At 62.2% G+C, this 14635-nt stretch carries 12 protein-coding genes; 4 read left to right on the top strand and 8 right to left on the bottom strand.

Annotated elements, in window-relative coordinates:
* Nucleotides 1–46 precede the first annotated feature (46 nt).
* From HU749_RS01160 to HU749_RS01180, 5 genes are all read right to left on the bottom strand, one after another.
* A complete protein-coding gene (locus tag HU749_RS01160) occupies nt 47–1438 on the bottom strand; it encodes a M16 family metallopeptidase (protein ID WP_186649507.1) in 1392 nt (463 codons plus the stop codon).
* Between the two features lie 184 nt (nt 1439–1622).
* On the bottom strand, nt 1623–3281 hold the full coding sequence (locus tag HU749_RS01165) for a Na/Pi cotransporter family protein (RefSeq protein ID WP_046063419.1): 1659 nt from the start codon (nt 3279–3281) through the stop codon (nt 1623–1625).
* 337 nt (nt 3282–3618) lie between these two features.
* Nucleotides 3619–4386, bottom strand: coding sequence for a TerC family protein (locus tag HU749_RS01170; RefSeq protein WP_046063421.1), 768 nt, complete (start codon nt 4384–4386; stop codon nt 3619–3621).
* A 60-nt stretch (nt 4387–4446) separates the two neighbouring features.
* Nucleotides 4447–5754, bottom strand: coding sequence for a CitMHS family transporter (locus tag HU749_RS01175; RefSeq protein ID WP_014335839.1), 1308 nt, complete (start codon nt 5752–5754; stop codon nt 4447–4449).
* Nucleotides 5755–6180: 426 nt separating this feature from the next.
* Nucleotides 6181–6507: a DOPA 4,5-dioxygenase family protein gene (locus tag HU749_RS01180; RefSeq protein ID WP_018602685.1), complete on the bottom strand. Its 327-nt coding sequence runs from the start codon at nt 6505–6507 to the stop codon at nt 6181–6183.
* Between the two features lie 83 nt (nt 6508–6590).
* Here HU749_RS01180 and HU749_RS01185 point away from each other — a divergent pair, with 83 nt between their 5' ends.
* A complete protein-coding gene (locus tag HU749_RS01185; RefSeq protein ID WP_095962182.1) occupies nt 6591–7250 on the top strand; it encodes an NAD(P)-dependent oxidoreductase in 660 nt (219 codons plus the stop codon).
* A gap of 78 nt (nt 7251–7328) precedes the next feature.
* Here HU749_RS01185 and HU749_RS01190 read toward each other — a convergent pair whose 3' ends face one another.
* Nucleotides 7329–8279, bottom strand: coding sequence for a choline sulfate utilization transcriptional regulator (locus HU749_RS01190; protein ID WP_046064660.1), 951 nt, complete (start codon nt 8277–8279; stop codon nt 7329–7331).
* A 114-nt stretch (nt 8280–8393) separates the two neighbouring features.
* Between HU749_RS01190 and betC the strand changes: the two genes are divergently transcribed.
* The 3 genes from betC to HU749_RS01205 all read left to right on the top strand — a co-directional run bounded on the left by betC (nt 8394) and on the right by HU749_RS01205 (nt 12573).
* Complete coding sequence (gene betC / locus HU749_RS01195; protein WP_095974450.1) at nt 8394–9908, top strand: choline-sulfatase; 1515 nt, start codon at nt 8394–8396, stop codon at nt 9906–9908.
* 15 nt (nt 9909–9923) lie between these two features.
* Nucleotides 9924–10844, top strand: a complete 921-nt coding sequence (gene choX / locus HU749_RS01200; protein WP_046064662.1) for a choline ABC transporter substrate-binding protein — start codon at nt 9924–9926, stop codon at nt 10842–10844.
* Between the two features lie 160 nt (nt 10845–11004).
* Nucleotides 11005–12573 (top strand): SulP family inorganic anion transporter, encoded by a 1569-nt coding sequence (locus tag HU749_RS01205; protein ID WP_095974451.1) that lies wholly within the window; start codon nt 11005–11007, stop codon nt 12571–12573.
* A gap of 161 nt (nt 12574–12734) precedes the next feature.
* On the opposite strand, the gene aroE is transcribed toward HU749_RS01205, so the two are convergent.
* Together aroE and hemF are read right to left on the bottom strand one after the other, a co-directional pair.
* Entirely contained in the window at nt 12735–13556 is an 822-nt protein-coding gene (gene aroE, locus HU749_RS01210) for a shikimate dehydrogenase (protein ID WP_095962186.1), read from the bottom strand.
* A gap of 13 nt (nt 13557–13569) precedes the next feature.
* Nucleotides 13570–14484, bottom strand: coding sequence for an oxygen-dependent coproporphyrinogen oxidase (gene hemF, locus HU749_RS01215; protein WP_003196290.1), 915 nt, complete (start codon nt 14482–14484; stop codon nt 13570–13572).
* Between the last annotated feature and the right edge of the window lie 151 nt (nt 14485–14635).

Here is a 14635-nt window from a genome sequence, read left to right on the forward strand (position 1 = left end):
GAGCAAGGCAGATGCCCTCGCCACAACAGTGTGTGCCGCCACAAAATCATTCTTCGTTCGGTCGGGCCCGCCGGCGCACCTGCCACACCACCAACCCGAGCAACAACAACCCCAGCAAACCAGCCATCCCCCAAACCAGCTCATCGTCACTGAGCAACGGCTTCTCGATGCGCAGGTAACCCGGGTCCTTGAGCAGTTCGCGCAGGGCCACGTTGGCTTGTTCCAGGCTCACCCCCTGCAGGCGCAGGGCCGGGTTGGCGAAGCGGCCGTCTTCATAGTCACCCAGGGCCCCCCAGTAATAATCGGCCAGTGCGCTGTTGCCTTGAACCGCCCAGGACTGATGGGCAATGGCCGCGCGCTTGATGCGCACGAAATCGGCGGGGTCCAGGCCATCCTTGAGCAATCTCTTGCGCAGTTCTTCCAGCGCCTGTTCGGCTTCGGGCAAGTCTTCGCGGGACAGGTCGGCGTTCAGGCTGAAGAAGCCGACGCCGCCGAGCACCTCGCGTTCGGTCCACGGCCCGTAGGACAGGCCATGGGCCAGGCGCAATTGGCGATAGAGCGCCCAGTCCAGGTAGTCCTTGAGCAGGTCGAAGGTTTCGTCATGCTGCTCGTCCAGCACCGGTTCCGGGAACAGCCAATGAAGCTTGGCGCTGTCGCCGGCCAGGCCACGGATCAGGTTGCGCTTGGTGACCGCCTTGTAGCGGATCTGCGGCAACGCCTCGTGCGCGCTGGGCTCCACCGGCTCGAGCTCGCCAAAGGCGCGTTCCAGATAGGCCGGCAGCAGTCGGTCGAGATCGCCGACCACGATCAGCGTCATGTTGTTCGGCGCATACCAGGCCTTGCGCACTTGTTCGAGACGGGCGAGGGTATGGCGCTCGACCTCGGCCCGTTCCGCGCAGCGCAGGCCCAACTCAACCGCCAACTGGTTGCTGGCCTTGTGGCCCAGGTCCTGGTGATCGAGCCAGCGTTGCAGGTGGGTGTAGTGGCCACCGTCCTCGCGTTCCACCACCCGCTTGGCCGCCTCCAGGGCTTTTTCATCGATGCGGGTGCGGGTCAACAGCGCCAGCAGCAGATCCAGGACCTTGCGTTGATTGCGTGCCGGCGCCTCGATGACGAACGTGGTGTCGGCATTGCTCGTGAAGGCATTCCACTCGCCACCCAAGGCCTGCATGCGCTCCTCCAGGCCGCCTTCACCGCTCTCATCGACGCCGCTGAACAGCAGGTGTTCGAGCAAGTGCGGCAGTTCCTTGTCGGCGCAACTGAAGTCGTCCAGGCCCACGCCGACCACCAAGCGGATCGCCACATGCCCGCGCTCGGAGCCGGGCTTGAGCAGCAGTTGCATGCCGTTGGGCAACATATAGCCTTCGACCTGGAACCGGTCCAGGGCGGCCACGGGCAGTGAGCCGAGCAAAAGAAAGGCGAGCAACAGACAACGCATATGGGCTTCCTGGCGACTGAGTGGGGTCCATGGTGCCGGGCAGGCCGTCATCGGCGGATCGCCGCCCGGAGTCGGCTCGCTCCCCTATCGAATCTATGCGTTTTTCATGACAACGGGAGCAGGCGGGCCGGCGAACGCTTTCAGGCCCGAGCCATTGTTACTGACTGACCAATGCGCCAGTCGTTCACGGCGAATGGGTAATGTCGCTAATTTCATCCGCCGCCAGCGCGCCGATCTCGGCCGTCTCCAGGACCACATAGGCGCTGCCGCAAAACAGTGAATTGAGACGCCTCATGTCGGCGATCAGCTCCAGGTGCAGGGAGCTGGTCTCCAGGCTTTGCACGACCTTGCGCTGCAAGCGGCTGACATGGGCATGGGCCATGCGCCGTTCCTGCGCCCGAAAGCGACGTTTCTCACGCAGCAACTGACGGGCGCTTTCCCGGTCGGCACTGAGGAATACCGACAGCCCCAGCCGCAGGTTGGCGATCAGGTGGCTGTGCAGCCCCGCCAACTCTTCCAGGCCTACTTCGGAAAAGGAGCGACGTTGCGAGGTCTTCTGCTGCTGGACCTTGCGCAACATGCGCTCGATCAGGTCGCTGGCCAGTTTCAGGTTGATCGCCAGTTCGATGATCTCCGCCCAGCGGCGGCTGTCCTGCTCACTGAGGTCCTCACGGGGCATTTGCGCCATGTACAACTTGATTGCACTGCACAACGCTTCGACGTCGTCATTCATGCGCCGTACGTCCTGGGTCACCGCCGTTTGCGCACCGCGCAGCACGTCCAGCATGGCTTCGAGCATGTTTTCGATCAGGTCGCCAATGCGCAAGGTTTCCCGGGCTGCGTTCGCCAGCGCCAGGCTCGGGGTGGCGAGGGCCGCGGGGTCCAGGTGGCGGGGCTTGGCCGTGCCGTTGGTATCGGGCCGCTCCGGCAGCAGCCAGGCACAGAGCCTGGCCATCGGGCCGACGCTGGGCAGCAGCACCAGGCACCGCACGGTGTTATAGAGCAGATGAAAACCGATCACCGTTTCCTGGGGGCTGAAATCCAGGCTGTCCAGCCAGCCCACCAGCGGGTCGAGCACTGGAATGATCAACAACAGCCCGATCAGCTTGTACAGCAGGCTGCCCAGCGCCACCTGGCGCCCGGCGGTGTTCTGCATGCTGGTGCTGAGGAACGCCAGCACGCCGCTGCCAATGTTGGCGCCGATCACCAGGCCGATGGCTACTGGCAGGCTGATCACCGCGGCACCGGCCAGGGTCGCGGTCAGCAGCACGGCGGCCAGGCTGGAATAGGAGATCATCGCGAACAGCGCGCCGACCAACGCATCGAGCAGGATGTCGCCGGTCAGCGAGGCGAAGATCACTTTCACGCCCTGGGCATGGGTGATGGGCGCCGCAGCTTCGACGATCAATTGCAGGGCCAGGATGATCAGGCCCAGGCCGATGCCGACCCGGCCCATTTGCCCGGCGCGCGTCTGTTTGCGCGAGAGGAAGAAAATCACCCCGAGGAAAATCAGCAGCGGCGACAGCCACGACAGGTCGAGGGTCAGCACCCGTGCCATCAGCGCGGTGCCGACATCGGCGCCGAGCATGGTCGCCAGGGCCGGGGTCAGCGCCATCAGGCCCTGGCCGACGAACGAGGTGACGAGCATGGCCGTGGCATTGCTGCTCTGGACCATGGCCGTGACCATGATGCCCGCGATAAACGCCAGCCAGCGCTTGGACATGTTCTGGCCGATGACATGGCGCAGGTTCGAGCCATAGACCCGCAAGATGCCGGTACGCACGATATGCGTGCCCCAGATCAGCAGGGCGACGGCGGAGAGCAAATTCAGCAGGGTCAGCATGAGAAGCCCCCTGTTAGCGTCCCAAAGGAACAAATTGACGATGCCACATTCTTCGTTCTTGTACTTAAGCTGTAGTTGGCGAACGGTTCGGGCGCCAGCATTGCACAGCTAAAGAATCGTTTGAAACAAAACCGTCATAAAAATACATTCCTCGAAAACGCCCAAACCCCCTGTGGGAGCGAGCTTGCTCGCGATAGCGGCCTGACAGCCAAAGAAGATGTTGGATGTCATGGCCTCATCGCGAGCAAGCTCGCTCCCACAGGTATTGCATGCGACCGCTTTCCTACGGGCATGAAAAAGGGGCTCCAAGAGCCCCTTCATTCATCGCCCTATACCGTTACTGCCCCGGCATATCCTTGCGCAGTTTCACCGGATCCTGCTGCTTGCGCTTGCGCGCCATGGCAGTACGCATCTTGATGTTGAACGCTTCGACCGCCAGGGAGAACGCCATGGCGAAGTAGACGTAGCCTTTTGGCACATGCACGTCCAGCGACTCGGCGATCAGTACCGTACCGACCACCAGCAGGAACGACAGCGCCAGCATCTTCAGCGACGGGTGCTTGTCGATGAACGTGCTGATAGTGCCCGCTGCCAGCATCATCACCAGCACCGCCACGATAATCGCCGCCACCATGACCGGTACATGGGAGACCATGCCCACGGCGGTGATGACCGAGTCCAGGGAGAACACGATGTCGATGATCGCGATCTGGACGATGGTGTAGATGAAGCTGCCGCCCTTGCCCGTAGGCGTCTCGCCGGTTTCGTCTTCGCCTTCCAGCGCGTGGTACATCTCCTGGGAGCTTTTCCACAGCAGGAACAGGCCACCGAAGAACAGGATCAGGTCACGACCGGAGATGCCCTGGCCGAACACTTCGAACAAGTCGGCCGTCAGGCGCATGACCCAGGTGATGGACAGCAGCAACAGGATCCGCGTGACCATGGCCAGCGCCAGGCCGAAGATCCGGGTGCGCGCCTGCATGTGCTTGGGCATGCGGCTGACCAGGATCGAGATCATGATGATGTTGTCGATGCCCAGGACAATTTCCAGGGCGGTCAGGGTAAAGAAGGCAACCCAGATTTCCGGGTTGGTCAGCCATTCCATGTGAGTTCCTTTGAGCGAGTGTTAGGCCGCGCCGCCGAGGCGACGCAGCGGGCGTTGCTTTTATAGAGTGCTGAACAGCGGAAAAATCCCCATCAGCAAGGCGGCGAACATTATGCACAGGCAAACCAGTACTGCCCACTTCAAGGTGAAGCGCTGGTGATCGCCGAACTCGATCCCGGCCAAGGCTACCAGCAGGTAGGTCGACGGAACCAGTGGGCTCAACAGGTGGACGGGCTGGCCGACGATGGAGGCACGGGCCATTTCAACGGCGGTGATGCCGTAATGGCTGGCTGCCTCGGCGAGGACCGGTAACACCCCGTAATAAAATGCATCGTTAGACATGAAGAACGTGAACGGCATGCTCACCAGCGCGGTGATGACCGCCAGGTAAGGACCGAGGAACTCCGGGATGACCGCCAGCAGGCTCTTGGACATGGCGTCGACCATGCCGGTGCCGGACAGGATGCCGGTAAAGATACCAGCCGCGAAAATCAGCCCGACCACCGCCAACACGCTGCCGGCGTGGGCCGCAACGCGGTCCTTCTGCTGTTGCAGGCACGGGTAGTTGACGATCATCGCAATACTGAACGCCACCATGAACAGCACCGGCAGCGGCAACAGGCCGGCGATCAGGGTGCACATCAGGCCCAGGGTCAATGCGCCGTTGAACCAGATCAGCTTTGGACGACGGGCGTCCGGGAACTGGGAAACGCTGATTTCGCTGTGGTCGATTTCATCTCCGACCAGGTGCAGTTCACCCAGGCGCGCACGCTCGCGCTTACCGTACATGTAGGAAATCGCCAGGATCGCCACCACACCGGCCAGCATCGCGGGAATCATCGGCACGAAAATGTCGGACGGGTCCACATGCAGCGCACTGGCCGCACGGGCCGTCGGACCGCCCCATGGGGTCATGTTCATCACGCCGCCAGCGAGGATGATCAGGCCGGCCATGATGCGCGGGCTCATGCCGATGCGGCTGTAGAGCGGCAGCATCGCGGCCACGCAGATCATGTAAGTGGTCGCGCCGTCACCATCAAGGGAAACGACGAGCGCCAGAACGGCGGTACCGACCGAAACTTTCAACGGGTCGCCCTTGACCAGCTTGAGGATCTTGCGCACGGCCGGGTCGAACAGGCCGGAGTCGATCATCAGGGCAAAATACAGAATCGCGAACATCAGCATCACCCCGGTCGGGGCGAGCTTGGTGATGCCTTCGAGCATCATCGGGCCGATTTTCGGTGCAAAGCCACCGAACAGGGCGAACAGGATAGGGATGATGATCAAGGCGATCAGCGCGGACAGGCGCTTGGTCATGATCAGGAACATGAACGTGATGACCATGGCGAAGCCAAGGAAAGTCAGCATGGGAAATACTCCAGGCGTGGCGCGGCTATGAAATGCGGACCGGACAGGTCAGCGCAGGATGCAGAGCACGAGGGGAACGGATGGAGTGGGTGCAGCGGGACGGGTAGCAGCGGACATCAGAATCACCATTGTTGTTGTTAAAAGGGCCGAACGAGCCTTGAAAACTCGCTTTTGGCCGACCGGTCTTTTGCCGGAAGTGAGGTGATCCTAATCGCGCAAGCTTTCAGTCAGCTTTCGTTGCAGACAATGGAGTTTTTCTGTGAGGCAAGGCTCGCCTGTGGGAGCAAAATTTATCTGTGGGGTAAAGCTCGCCTGTGGGAGCAAAGCTTGCTCGCGATGAAGTTGACACATTCCTGCTTGAGAGCCGCGGCGTCTTTATCGCGAGCAAGCTTTGCTCCCACAGAAAATCGGTGCGCCACCGGTCAATCAAAACGCCGAAAGATTCAACGGCCGCACCGCCCCCATCCAGATCGCATGCTCGGTGTGGTCGATCAGGTCATCGCCGGTCTCCGGGTGCAGGAAAATCACCAGGCCTTTGCGATTGAGCGCCAGCCACGGCAAGACCACGCCGATGTACTGCGGGTCGAAGGCCAGCTGACAGCTCCAGTCCGGGTGCGGGCCGACCGGGCGTTGATGAACGCGGCCCATTTTCAGCGGGAACAGTTGCGCCGCTTCCTCGCACAAGGCCCGCGCCTGGTCCAGGGTGCTGGCGTCGAAATACACGTGGGCGTGGTAGCCCTTGATCCGCTGCATCTGTCACTCCTTGAAAAGAGGCGAACCCTCGCCGTTTTCCGCGGGTCAGAGCCTTTACACGCGGGATAAAGAGGAAAGCAGCCATGAAAAACGCCGAAACCCCGGTCACCAAAGTGGTGCTCTATGGTGCCATGAGCAGCCTCGGCAGTGCGTTGATGGCTGAAATGCTGCGGCGCCAGCACGAAGTCATCGCCATTCTCGACGATCTTACCGCCCTGGCTCCACGCCCGGGCCTGCGGACCAAGACTGGTGATCTTTTCGATCCCGAGCGGGTCAAGCAAAGTGTTGCCGGTGCCAGCGCCGTGGTGTGTCTGCTCAACGCCCCGGGGTTGCCGATGAACAGCGAACAAGTGGAGCGGACACTGATTCCCGGCCCTGTAGAGCAAGTATTGGCCGTGGACGCACTGATCGCCGGCATGCAGGCAGTGAATGTGCCCCGGCTGTTTCTGGTGGGCGACTTTGCGATGCTCGACGAAGAGCAGGCCGACGACGACTTGCAGCGCCATGCCGCCGAAGAAGTCCTCGATGCCCTGAAGAACAGCACCTTGCAGTGGACCTTGATCAACGCCCCCTATGCCGCGCCTGGCCTGGGCATCGAACATTTCATCCAGGTCAGTACCAGCCTCGAACCCGGCATGGCCGAATCCCTGGAGCGGCTCATCCGGGTGGCGGTCGGCATCGCCGATGAGCTGCGCCTGAACCTGCACGTGGGTGAGCACGTCAGTTTTGTCGCCGCCAACTAGCTGTGGACACACATTCCCGTGGCGAGGGAGCTTGCTCCCGCTGGGCTGCGAAGCAGCCCCAAAAAAACGGCCACATACTCAAACAGCAATCGACGGCAACGGCAGCCCCGTGAGCGATTCGCCGCTGTTGGCCTGTTCTTCCATCAGCCAGTCGACGAATTGCCGGATCAACACACCACGCCGTTTACGCTGGGGCAAGACCACGTAATACCCCAGCCGCGACAGCACCGTTTCCGCGATCGGACGACACAGCAGGCCCTGGGCCAATAAGTTATCCACAAGGTGACGCCAGCCGATGGCAACGCCCTGGCCGCCAATCGCCGCTTGGATGAGCAAGGTGTAGTTGTCGAAGCGCAACTGTCCGGGCGCCGGTGGTGACGTGATGCCCAGCTCGCGAAATACGCCGCTCCAGTCGAACCAGCTGTTGCTGTTGCCCGCGCGCAGGTGCAGCAATGGAAACTCCGCCAAGGCCTGGGCGGACAAGGGCAGGGGACGTTCCTTGAGCAGCAGCGGGCTGCACACCGGAAAGACTTCTTCGCTGAACAGCCAGCGACTTTCGCCTTGTTTGAAGCGACCGTCGCCGAACAGCACGGCAACGTCGATATCGGTGCGCAGCATGTTGTGGTTGCGTTCGCTGGTCACCAGGCTCACGTCCACCTGCGGGTTGGCCGCGTGGAAACGATGCAGGCGCGGCATCAGCCAGTAGGCGGCGAAGGCGAAGTCCGTGGCCACTTGCAGCACCTCATGCTGATGCTGGGCGGTGATCGCGCTCAGCCCGGCGTCGATGCTCTGCAAGCCAGCCTGCACCTGCTCGAACAGGATCGTCCCGGCCTCGGTCAGTTCGATGCCGCGATAGATGCGGTCGAACAACCGCGTACCCAGTTGCTCTTCCAGGCGCTTGATCTGCTGGCTGATGGCCGGTTGCGTGGTGCCCAGCTCAATCGCCGCCGCCGTAAAGCTTTGTTGGCGGGCCGCGGCTTCAAAGGCACGGAACAGTTCCAGGGACAGGTTACCCAGGGCGTCATACATAAGCTGTGCTTATCCTAGTCATTATCCTGCATGGGCTTTACCCCAAAACCCGGGGGCTACATGCTCAATCGCAGCAATATCGCATAACTGCCTACTATGGAATGCCGCGAATACATGAAGCGCAAGAACATTCTTTTCATCATGGCCGATCAAATGGCCGCGCCAATGTTGCCGATCTACGGTCCTTCGCCGATCAAGCTGCCGAACCTGTCGCGCCTGGCCGCCGAGGGCGTGGTGTTCGATGCCGCCTATTGCAACAGCCCGCTGTGCGCGCCGTCGCGTTTCACTTTGGTGAGCGGCCAGTTGCCGAGCAAGATCGGCGCCTACGACAACGCGGCGGATTTTCCCGCGGACGTGCCGACCTACGCCCATTACCTGCGCCGCCTCGGCTACCGCACGGCGTTGTCCGGCAAGATGCACTTTTGCGGGCCGGACCAACTGCACGGCTACGAAGAGCGCCTGACCAGTGACATTTACCCGGCCGACTACGGCTGGTCGGTGAACTGGGACGAGCCGGACGTGCGGCCGAGTTGGTACCACAACATGTCGTCGGTGTTGCAGGCCGGGCCGTGCGTGCGCACCAACCAGCTGGATTTCGATGAAGAAGTGGTGTTCAAGGCCCAGCAGTACCTGTTCGACCACATTCGCGAGGACGGTGACCAGCCGTTTTGCCTCACCGTATCGATGACCCACCCACACGATCCGTACACGATTCCCAAGGCGTTCTGGGATTTGTATGACGACAACGACATCCCTTTGCCGCAGACCCCGGCGCAAACGGCGCTCGATCCACATTCCCAGCGGCTGCTGAAGGTCTATGACCTGTGGGACAAGCCACTGCCTGTGGATAAGATTCGGGATGCCCGCCGCGCCTATTTCGGCGCGTGCAGCTACATCGACAGCAACGTCGGCAAGCTGCTGCAGACCCTGGAAGACACTGGGCTACTGGACGACACGATCATCGTGTTCTCCGGCGATCATGGGGACATGCTCGGCGAAAAAGGTCTCTGGTACAAAATGCACTGGTACGAAATGGCCGCCCGCGTCCCATTGCTCATCAGCGCACCGGGGCAGTTCGCCAGCGGCCGGGTGGGCGCGGCCGTATCCACCGCCGACTTGCTGCCGACCCTGGTCGAGCTGGCCGGTGGCACGCTGGAACCGGGCCTGCCGCTGGATGGCCGTTCGCTGGTGCCGCATCTGCAAGGGCAGGGCGGGCATGACGAAGTCTTCGGTGAATACATGGCCGAAGGCACCATCAGCCCCTTGATGATGATCCGTCGCGGCCCGTGGAAATTCATCTACAGCGAAGATGACCCGTGCCTGCTGTTCGACGTACCCAACGATCCCAAGGAACTGGAAAATCTCAGCCAATCCCCTGAGCATCAATCCCTGTTCGCCGATTTTCTCGCCGAGGCGCGTGCCAAGTGGGACATCCCGACGATTCATCAACAGGTGCTCGCCAGCCAGCGGCGCCGCCGTTTCGTCGCCCAGGCGCTGACCCTGGGCAAACTCAAGAGCTGGGATCACCAGCCGCTGGTGGACGCCAGCCAGCAGTACATGCGTAACCACATCGACCTCGACGATCTGGAGCGCAAGGCCCGTTATCCACAACCCTGCCAAAACCAATAACGTAAGGGGCAAGCCATGCAAAAGTTATCCACAGTACTGACCGCTGGGCTGTTGGCGTTGAGCAGTGTTTCGGCCTGGGCCGAGCAAAGCTGCGAAACGGTGAAGATGGCCGATCCGGGCTGGAGCGATATCGCCGCCACCAATGCCATCACCGGTTTCCTGCTGGACGGGATGGGCTACAAGGCCAAGGTCGACACCCTCGCGGTGCCGATCACCTTCGGTGGCCTCAAGGATGGCCAGGTGGATGTGTTTTTGGGTAACTGGATGCCGGCGCAGCAGGGCTTTTATGACAAGTTCGTGGCCAATGGCGACGTCACGCAACTGGCCAAGAACCTCGACGGTACCGAATTCACCCTGGCGGTCCCGGACTACGTCTGGGACGCCGGTGTGCATAACTTTGCCGACCTGAACAAATTCGCCGACAAGTTCGACAAGAAGATCTACGGCATTGGCTCCGGCGCTCCGGCCAACCTCTCCCTGAAAGAAATCATCAAGACCAATGATTTCGGCATGGGCGAGTGGAAACTGGTGGAATCCAGCGAGCAGGCGATGCTGGCAGAAGTCTCCCGGGCGGTGAAGAAACAGAAATTCGTGACCTTCCTCGGCTGGACCCCGCACCCGATGAACGTGCAGTTGAAAATGCACTACCTCAAGGGCGGCGAGAAGTACTTCGGCGACACCGGCAGTGTCTATACCCTGACCCGCAAGGGTTATGCACAGGCCTGTCCGAACGTAGGCAAGCTGCTGACCAACCTGAGCTTCACCCAGGAAATGGAAAACAGCATCATGTCTGAGGTGGTGAACAACAAGGTCAGCAACGCCGATGCGGCCAAGGCCTGGATCAAGGCCAACCCGGCGGTCCTGGATAAATGGCTGGACGGTGTGAAGACCCTGGATGGCAAGGATGCGCTGGCGGCGGTGAAGGCCAAGCTCTAGGCATAATGGCGAGCCGCTTTTGTGGCGAGGGAGCTTGCTCCCGCTGGACTGCGCAGCGGTCCCAATTTTTGCGGCCGCTGCGCGACCGAGCGGGAGCAAGCTCCCTCGCCACATGGGTTCACCTGATACTCTTGCGCCAAACCCCATTCCTTGAGGCCCCATGGCAATCCCCACGCGCCGTTCACTCTTGCCTTTCCTGAACTGGCTGCCCCGGCAGACCCGCGCCAGTGTCGGCCGTGACCTGATCGTCGGCCTGAGCGGCGCGATTCTCGCGTTGCCGCAGTCCATTGCCTACGCCCTGATTGCCGGTTTGCCGCCGGAATACGGCTTGTACGCGGCGATCGTACCGGTGCTGATCGCCTGCCTGTGGGGTTCGTCGTGGCACTTGATCTGCGGTCCTACAGCGGCGATTTCCATCGTCTTGTACGCCACCGTCAGTCCGCTGGCCTTTCCCGCCAGCCAGGACTACATCACCTTGATCCTGCTGCTGACGGTGTTGGCAGGCATTTTCCAATGGTTGCTGGGGTTGTTGCGTTTCGGTGCGCTGGTGAATTTCGTCTCGCATTCGGTGGTGCTGGGTTTCACCCTGGGCGCGGCGGTGGTCATCGCCCTGGGGCAGTTGCCGAACCTGCTGGGCCTCGACCTGCCGAACGAAGCCACGGCGTTGAGGGGGCTGCTGATGCTGGTCGAGCACATCGGGGCTGTGGATAAGCCGTCGCTGCTGCTGGGGTTGGGGACCCTGGTCCTGGGCGTGGTGCTCAAGCGCTTGCTGCCGCGCTGGCCGAGCCTGTTGATAACTTTAGTCATCAGCAGCCTGGTGGTCTGGTTGTGGCCGGCGATGTTCGGGCATGTGGCGCTGGTCAGTGCCTTTGCCGGGCGCCTGCCGCCGCTGACGCTGTTGCCGTTGGACCTGGAGCTGATCCTGCGCCTGCTGCCCGGGGCTGTTGCGGTGGGCATGCTCGGGCTGGTCACCAGCCTGTCCATCGCCCGCTCGTTGTCGGTACGTTCCGGGCAATTGCTCGATGCGAACCAGGAGGTGAGGGCGCAGGGGCTTTCCAACATCGTTGGCGGATTTTTCTCCGGATCATTGTCGGCCGGTTCCTTTACCCGCTCCGGCCTCAGCTATGAAGCCGGGGCCTGCTCGCCCCTGGCCGGTGTGTTCTCGGCCTTGTGGGTGGCGTTGTTTGCGGTCGCCGGGGCGAACCTGATCGCGCACATCCCGATTCCAGCCATGGCCGGCAGCATTTTGCTGATCGCCTGGGGGCTGGTGGACCACCGTGGTCTCCGGGCGTTGTACCGCGTGAGCCGCGCCGAATTCGTGGTGATGAGCCTGACCTGCCTGGCCACGTTGCTGCTGGAACTGCAAACCGCCATCTACGCCGGTGTACTGGCTTCGCTGTTCTTTTACCTCAAGCGCACCTCACAGCCGCGGGTGCAGCATTTTCGCGAAGGGGAGGCGGAGATCCTGCGGGTCGGCGGTTCGATCTTTTTCGGCGCCAGCCATTACCTGCAAGCGCGCCTGCAACGGCTGCAGGCGCAGCGGGTGGTCATCGATGCCCAGCAGATCAACTTCATCGATTATTCCGGGGTGGAAATGCTCCACCAGGAAGCCCGGCGCCTGCGCAGCCAGGGACGTAGCCTGACCTTGCGCATGGCCCGGCCGCAGGTGGTGGAGGAGTTGTTGAAGCTGGAGGGGGCGCAGAAGTGTCCGATTCACTTCGAAGACTAGGGATCGAGGCAGGCATACCCTGTGGCGAGGGAGCTTGCTCCCGCTGGGCTGCGCAGCAGCCCTAGAGGGCCTGCCAACCTTTAGTGCCGTGTGGTCAGATAGGCGGGCGCTTCGCACCCGAGCGGGAGCAAGCTCCCTCGCCACAGTTCACAGTTCACAGTTCACAGCGCCAACTGGCGGCGCAGCTCGGCCAGCACTGGCGCGGTGTCCGGGCGTACCCCGCGCCACAGGTAGAACGCTTCGCCCGCCTGTTCGGCGAGCATGCCCAGGCCATCCATGGCCACCGCCGCGCCGCGTTCCTTGGCCCAACGGCAGAATGAGGTCGGTTCCTTGCCATACATCATGTCGTAGCAAACCGTCTTGCCGTGCTCGATCAGGCTGGCGGCAATCGGCGGTACATCCCCCGACAGGCTCGCGGAAGTGGCGTTGATGATCAGGTCCACCGGCTCTTGCAACCAGTCGAACCCGCTGGCGGAAACCGGGCCCAGGTCGGCGAACAACTCGGCCAGCAATTCGGCCTTTTCCACCGTGCGATTGGCGATGATCACCGAGGCCGGCGCTTCGGCCAGCAGCGGTTCCAGGGCACCGCGCACCGCGCCGCCGGCCCCGAGCAACAGGATGCGCTTGCCCTTGAGGCTGAAGCCGGCATTGACGGTCAGGTCCCGGACCAGCCCGGCGCCGTCGGTGTTGTCACCCAGCAGTCGACCGTCGGCCAGTTTGCTCAACGTATTGACCGCCCCGGCCCGCTGGGCCCGCTCGGTCAGGCTGTCGGCCAGGCGGAAGGCGTCTTCCTTGAACGGCACCGTGACGTTTGCCCCACGTCCCTCGCGGAAAAATTCTCGGGCGCAACCGGCGAAATCCTCCAGGGGCGCCAGCAGCGTGCTGTAGTCCAGGGTTTGCCCGGTCTGCTCGGCAAACAGGCGATGGATCAACGGCGACTTGCTGTGGCCGATCGGGTTACCCATTACAACGTAGCGGTCCATGGACAATCCTCGTTCAGGCCGTCGCCAGCCAATCGCGATCCTGCAGGAAGTACTCGGTCAGCCGCGCTTCTTCGCTGCCCGGTTCGGCTTTCCAGTCGTAGCCCCAGCGCACTTGCGGTGGCAGGGACATCAGGATCGATTCGGTACGTCCACCCGATTGCAGCCCGAACAGGGTGCCGCGGTCGTAGACCAGGTTGAATTCCACGTAGCGCCCACGACGGTATTCCTGGAATTCCCGCTGTTTGGCGGTGAACGCGTCGTGCTTGCGGCGGCGCACGATCGGCAGGTAGGCATCGATATAGGCGTCGCCGATGGCGCGGATGAAGGCGAAGCAGGTGTCGAAATCCCACGCGTTCAGGTCGTCGAAAAACAGGCCGCCAATGCCCCGGGGCTCGTTGCGATGCTTGAGGTGGAAATAGCTGTCGCACCAGGCCTTGTAGCGCGGATACACCTCGGGGCCGAACGGCGCGCAGGCCTGCTCGGCGACACGGTGCCAATGGACGCAGTCTTCCTCGACGCCGTAGTAAGGCGTCAGGTCGAAGCCGCCGCCAAACCACCAGACCGGCTCTTCGCCTTCCTTTTCGGCGATGAAGAAGCGCACGTTGGCGTGGGAGGTCGGCACGTGCGGGTTGTGCGGATGGATCACCAGCGACACGCCCAAGGCTTCGAAGCCGCGCCCGGCCAGTTCTGGCCGATGGGCACTGGCTGAGGGTGGGAGACCGCTGCCGAAGACGTGGGAAAAGTTGACGCCGCCCTTTTCGATCACTGTGCCGTTCTCGATCACCCGCGTGCGACCGCCACCACCGGCCGGCCGGGTCCAGGCATCTTCGACGAAGCGAGTGCCGCCGTCTTCGGTTTCCAGGGCGGTGCAGATACGGTCTTGCAGGTCGAGCAGGTAGGCTTTCACGGCCTCGGTGCGAGTGGACATGACATCACCTTGATCAGGGCTACGCTACGCGGCGTATGGCGGGCCGGTGGCAAATGGGCGCACAGGATACCACCGCACTTGCCCACACCACAGTTGACGACGGTCAAGCTTAGGAGTCCGATAGCAGGCTTGGTAAAAGTCCTGCGACAAG

It is taken from the genome of Pseudomonas ogarae (assembly GCF_014268695.2).
Taxonomy (GTDB): Bacteria; Pseudomonadota; Gammaproteobacteria; order Pseudomonadales; family Pseudomonadaceae; genus Aquipseudomonas; species Aquipseudomonas kilonensis.

What these genes read in the sequence shown, in the direction of transcription:
- HU749_RS01165 (WP_046063419.1), bottom strand. Translation starts at nt 3,281, where the DNA reads ATGCTGACCCTGCTGAATTTGCTCTCCGCCGTCGCCCTGCTGATCTGG.
- HU749_RS01185 (WP_095962182.1), top strand. Translation starts at nt 6,591, where the DNA reads ATGAAAAACGCCGAAACCCCGGTCACCAAAGTGGTGCTCTATGGTGCC.
- HU749_RS01175 (WP_014335839.1), bottom strand. Translation starts at nt 5,754, where the DNA reads ATGCTGACTTTCCTTGGCTTCGCCATGGTCATCACGTTCATGTTCCTG.
- HU749_RS01160 (WP_186649507.1), bottom strand. Translation starts at nt 1,438, where the DNA reads ATGCGTTGTCTGTTGCTCGCCTTTCTTTTGCTCGGCTCACTGCCCGTG.
- HU749_RS01190 (WP_046064660.1), bottom strand. Translation starts at nt 8,279, where the DNA reads ATGTATGACGCCCTGGGTAACCTGTCCCTGGAACTGTTCCGTGCCTTT.
- aroE (WP_095962186.1), bottom strand. Translation starts at nt 13,556, where the DNA reads ATGGACCGCTACGTTGTAATGGGTAACCCGATCGGCCACAGCAAGTCG.
- HU749_RS01180 (WP_018602685.1), bottom strand. Translation starts at nt 6,507, where the DNA reads ATGCAGCGGATCAAGGGCTACCACGCCCACGTGTATTTCGACGCCAGC.
- choX (WP_046064662.1), top strand. Translation starts at nt 9,924, where the DNA reads ATGCAAAAGTTATCCACAGTACTGACCGCTGGGCTGTTGGCGTTGAGC.
- betC (WP_095974450.1), top strand. Translation starts at nt 8,394, where the DNA reads ATGAAGCGCAAGAACATTCTTTTCATCATGGCCGATCAAATGGCCGCG.
- hemF (WP_003196290.1), bottom strand. Translation starts at nt 14,484, where the DNA reads ATGTCCACTCGCACCGAGGCCGTGAAAGCCTACCTGCTCGACCTGCAA.
- HU749_RS01170 (WP_046063421.1), bottom strand. Translation starts at nt 4,386, where the DNA reads ATGGAATGGCTGACCAACCCGGAAATCTGGGTTGCCTTCTTTACCCTG.
- HU749_RS01205 (WP_095974451.1), top strand. Translation starts at nt 11,005, where the DNA reads ATGGCAATCCCCACGCGCCGTTCACTCTTGCCTTTCCTGAACTGGCTG.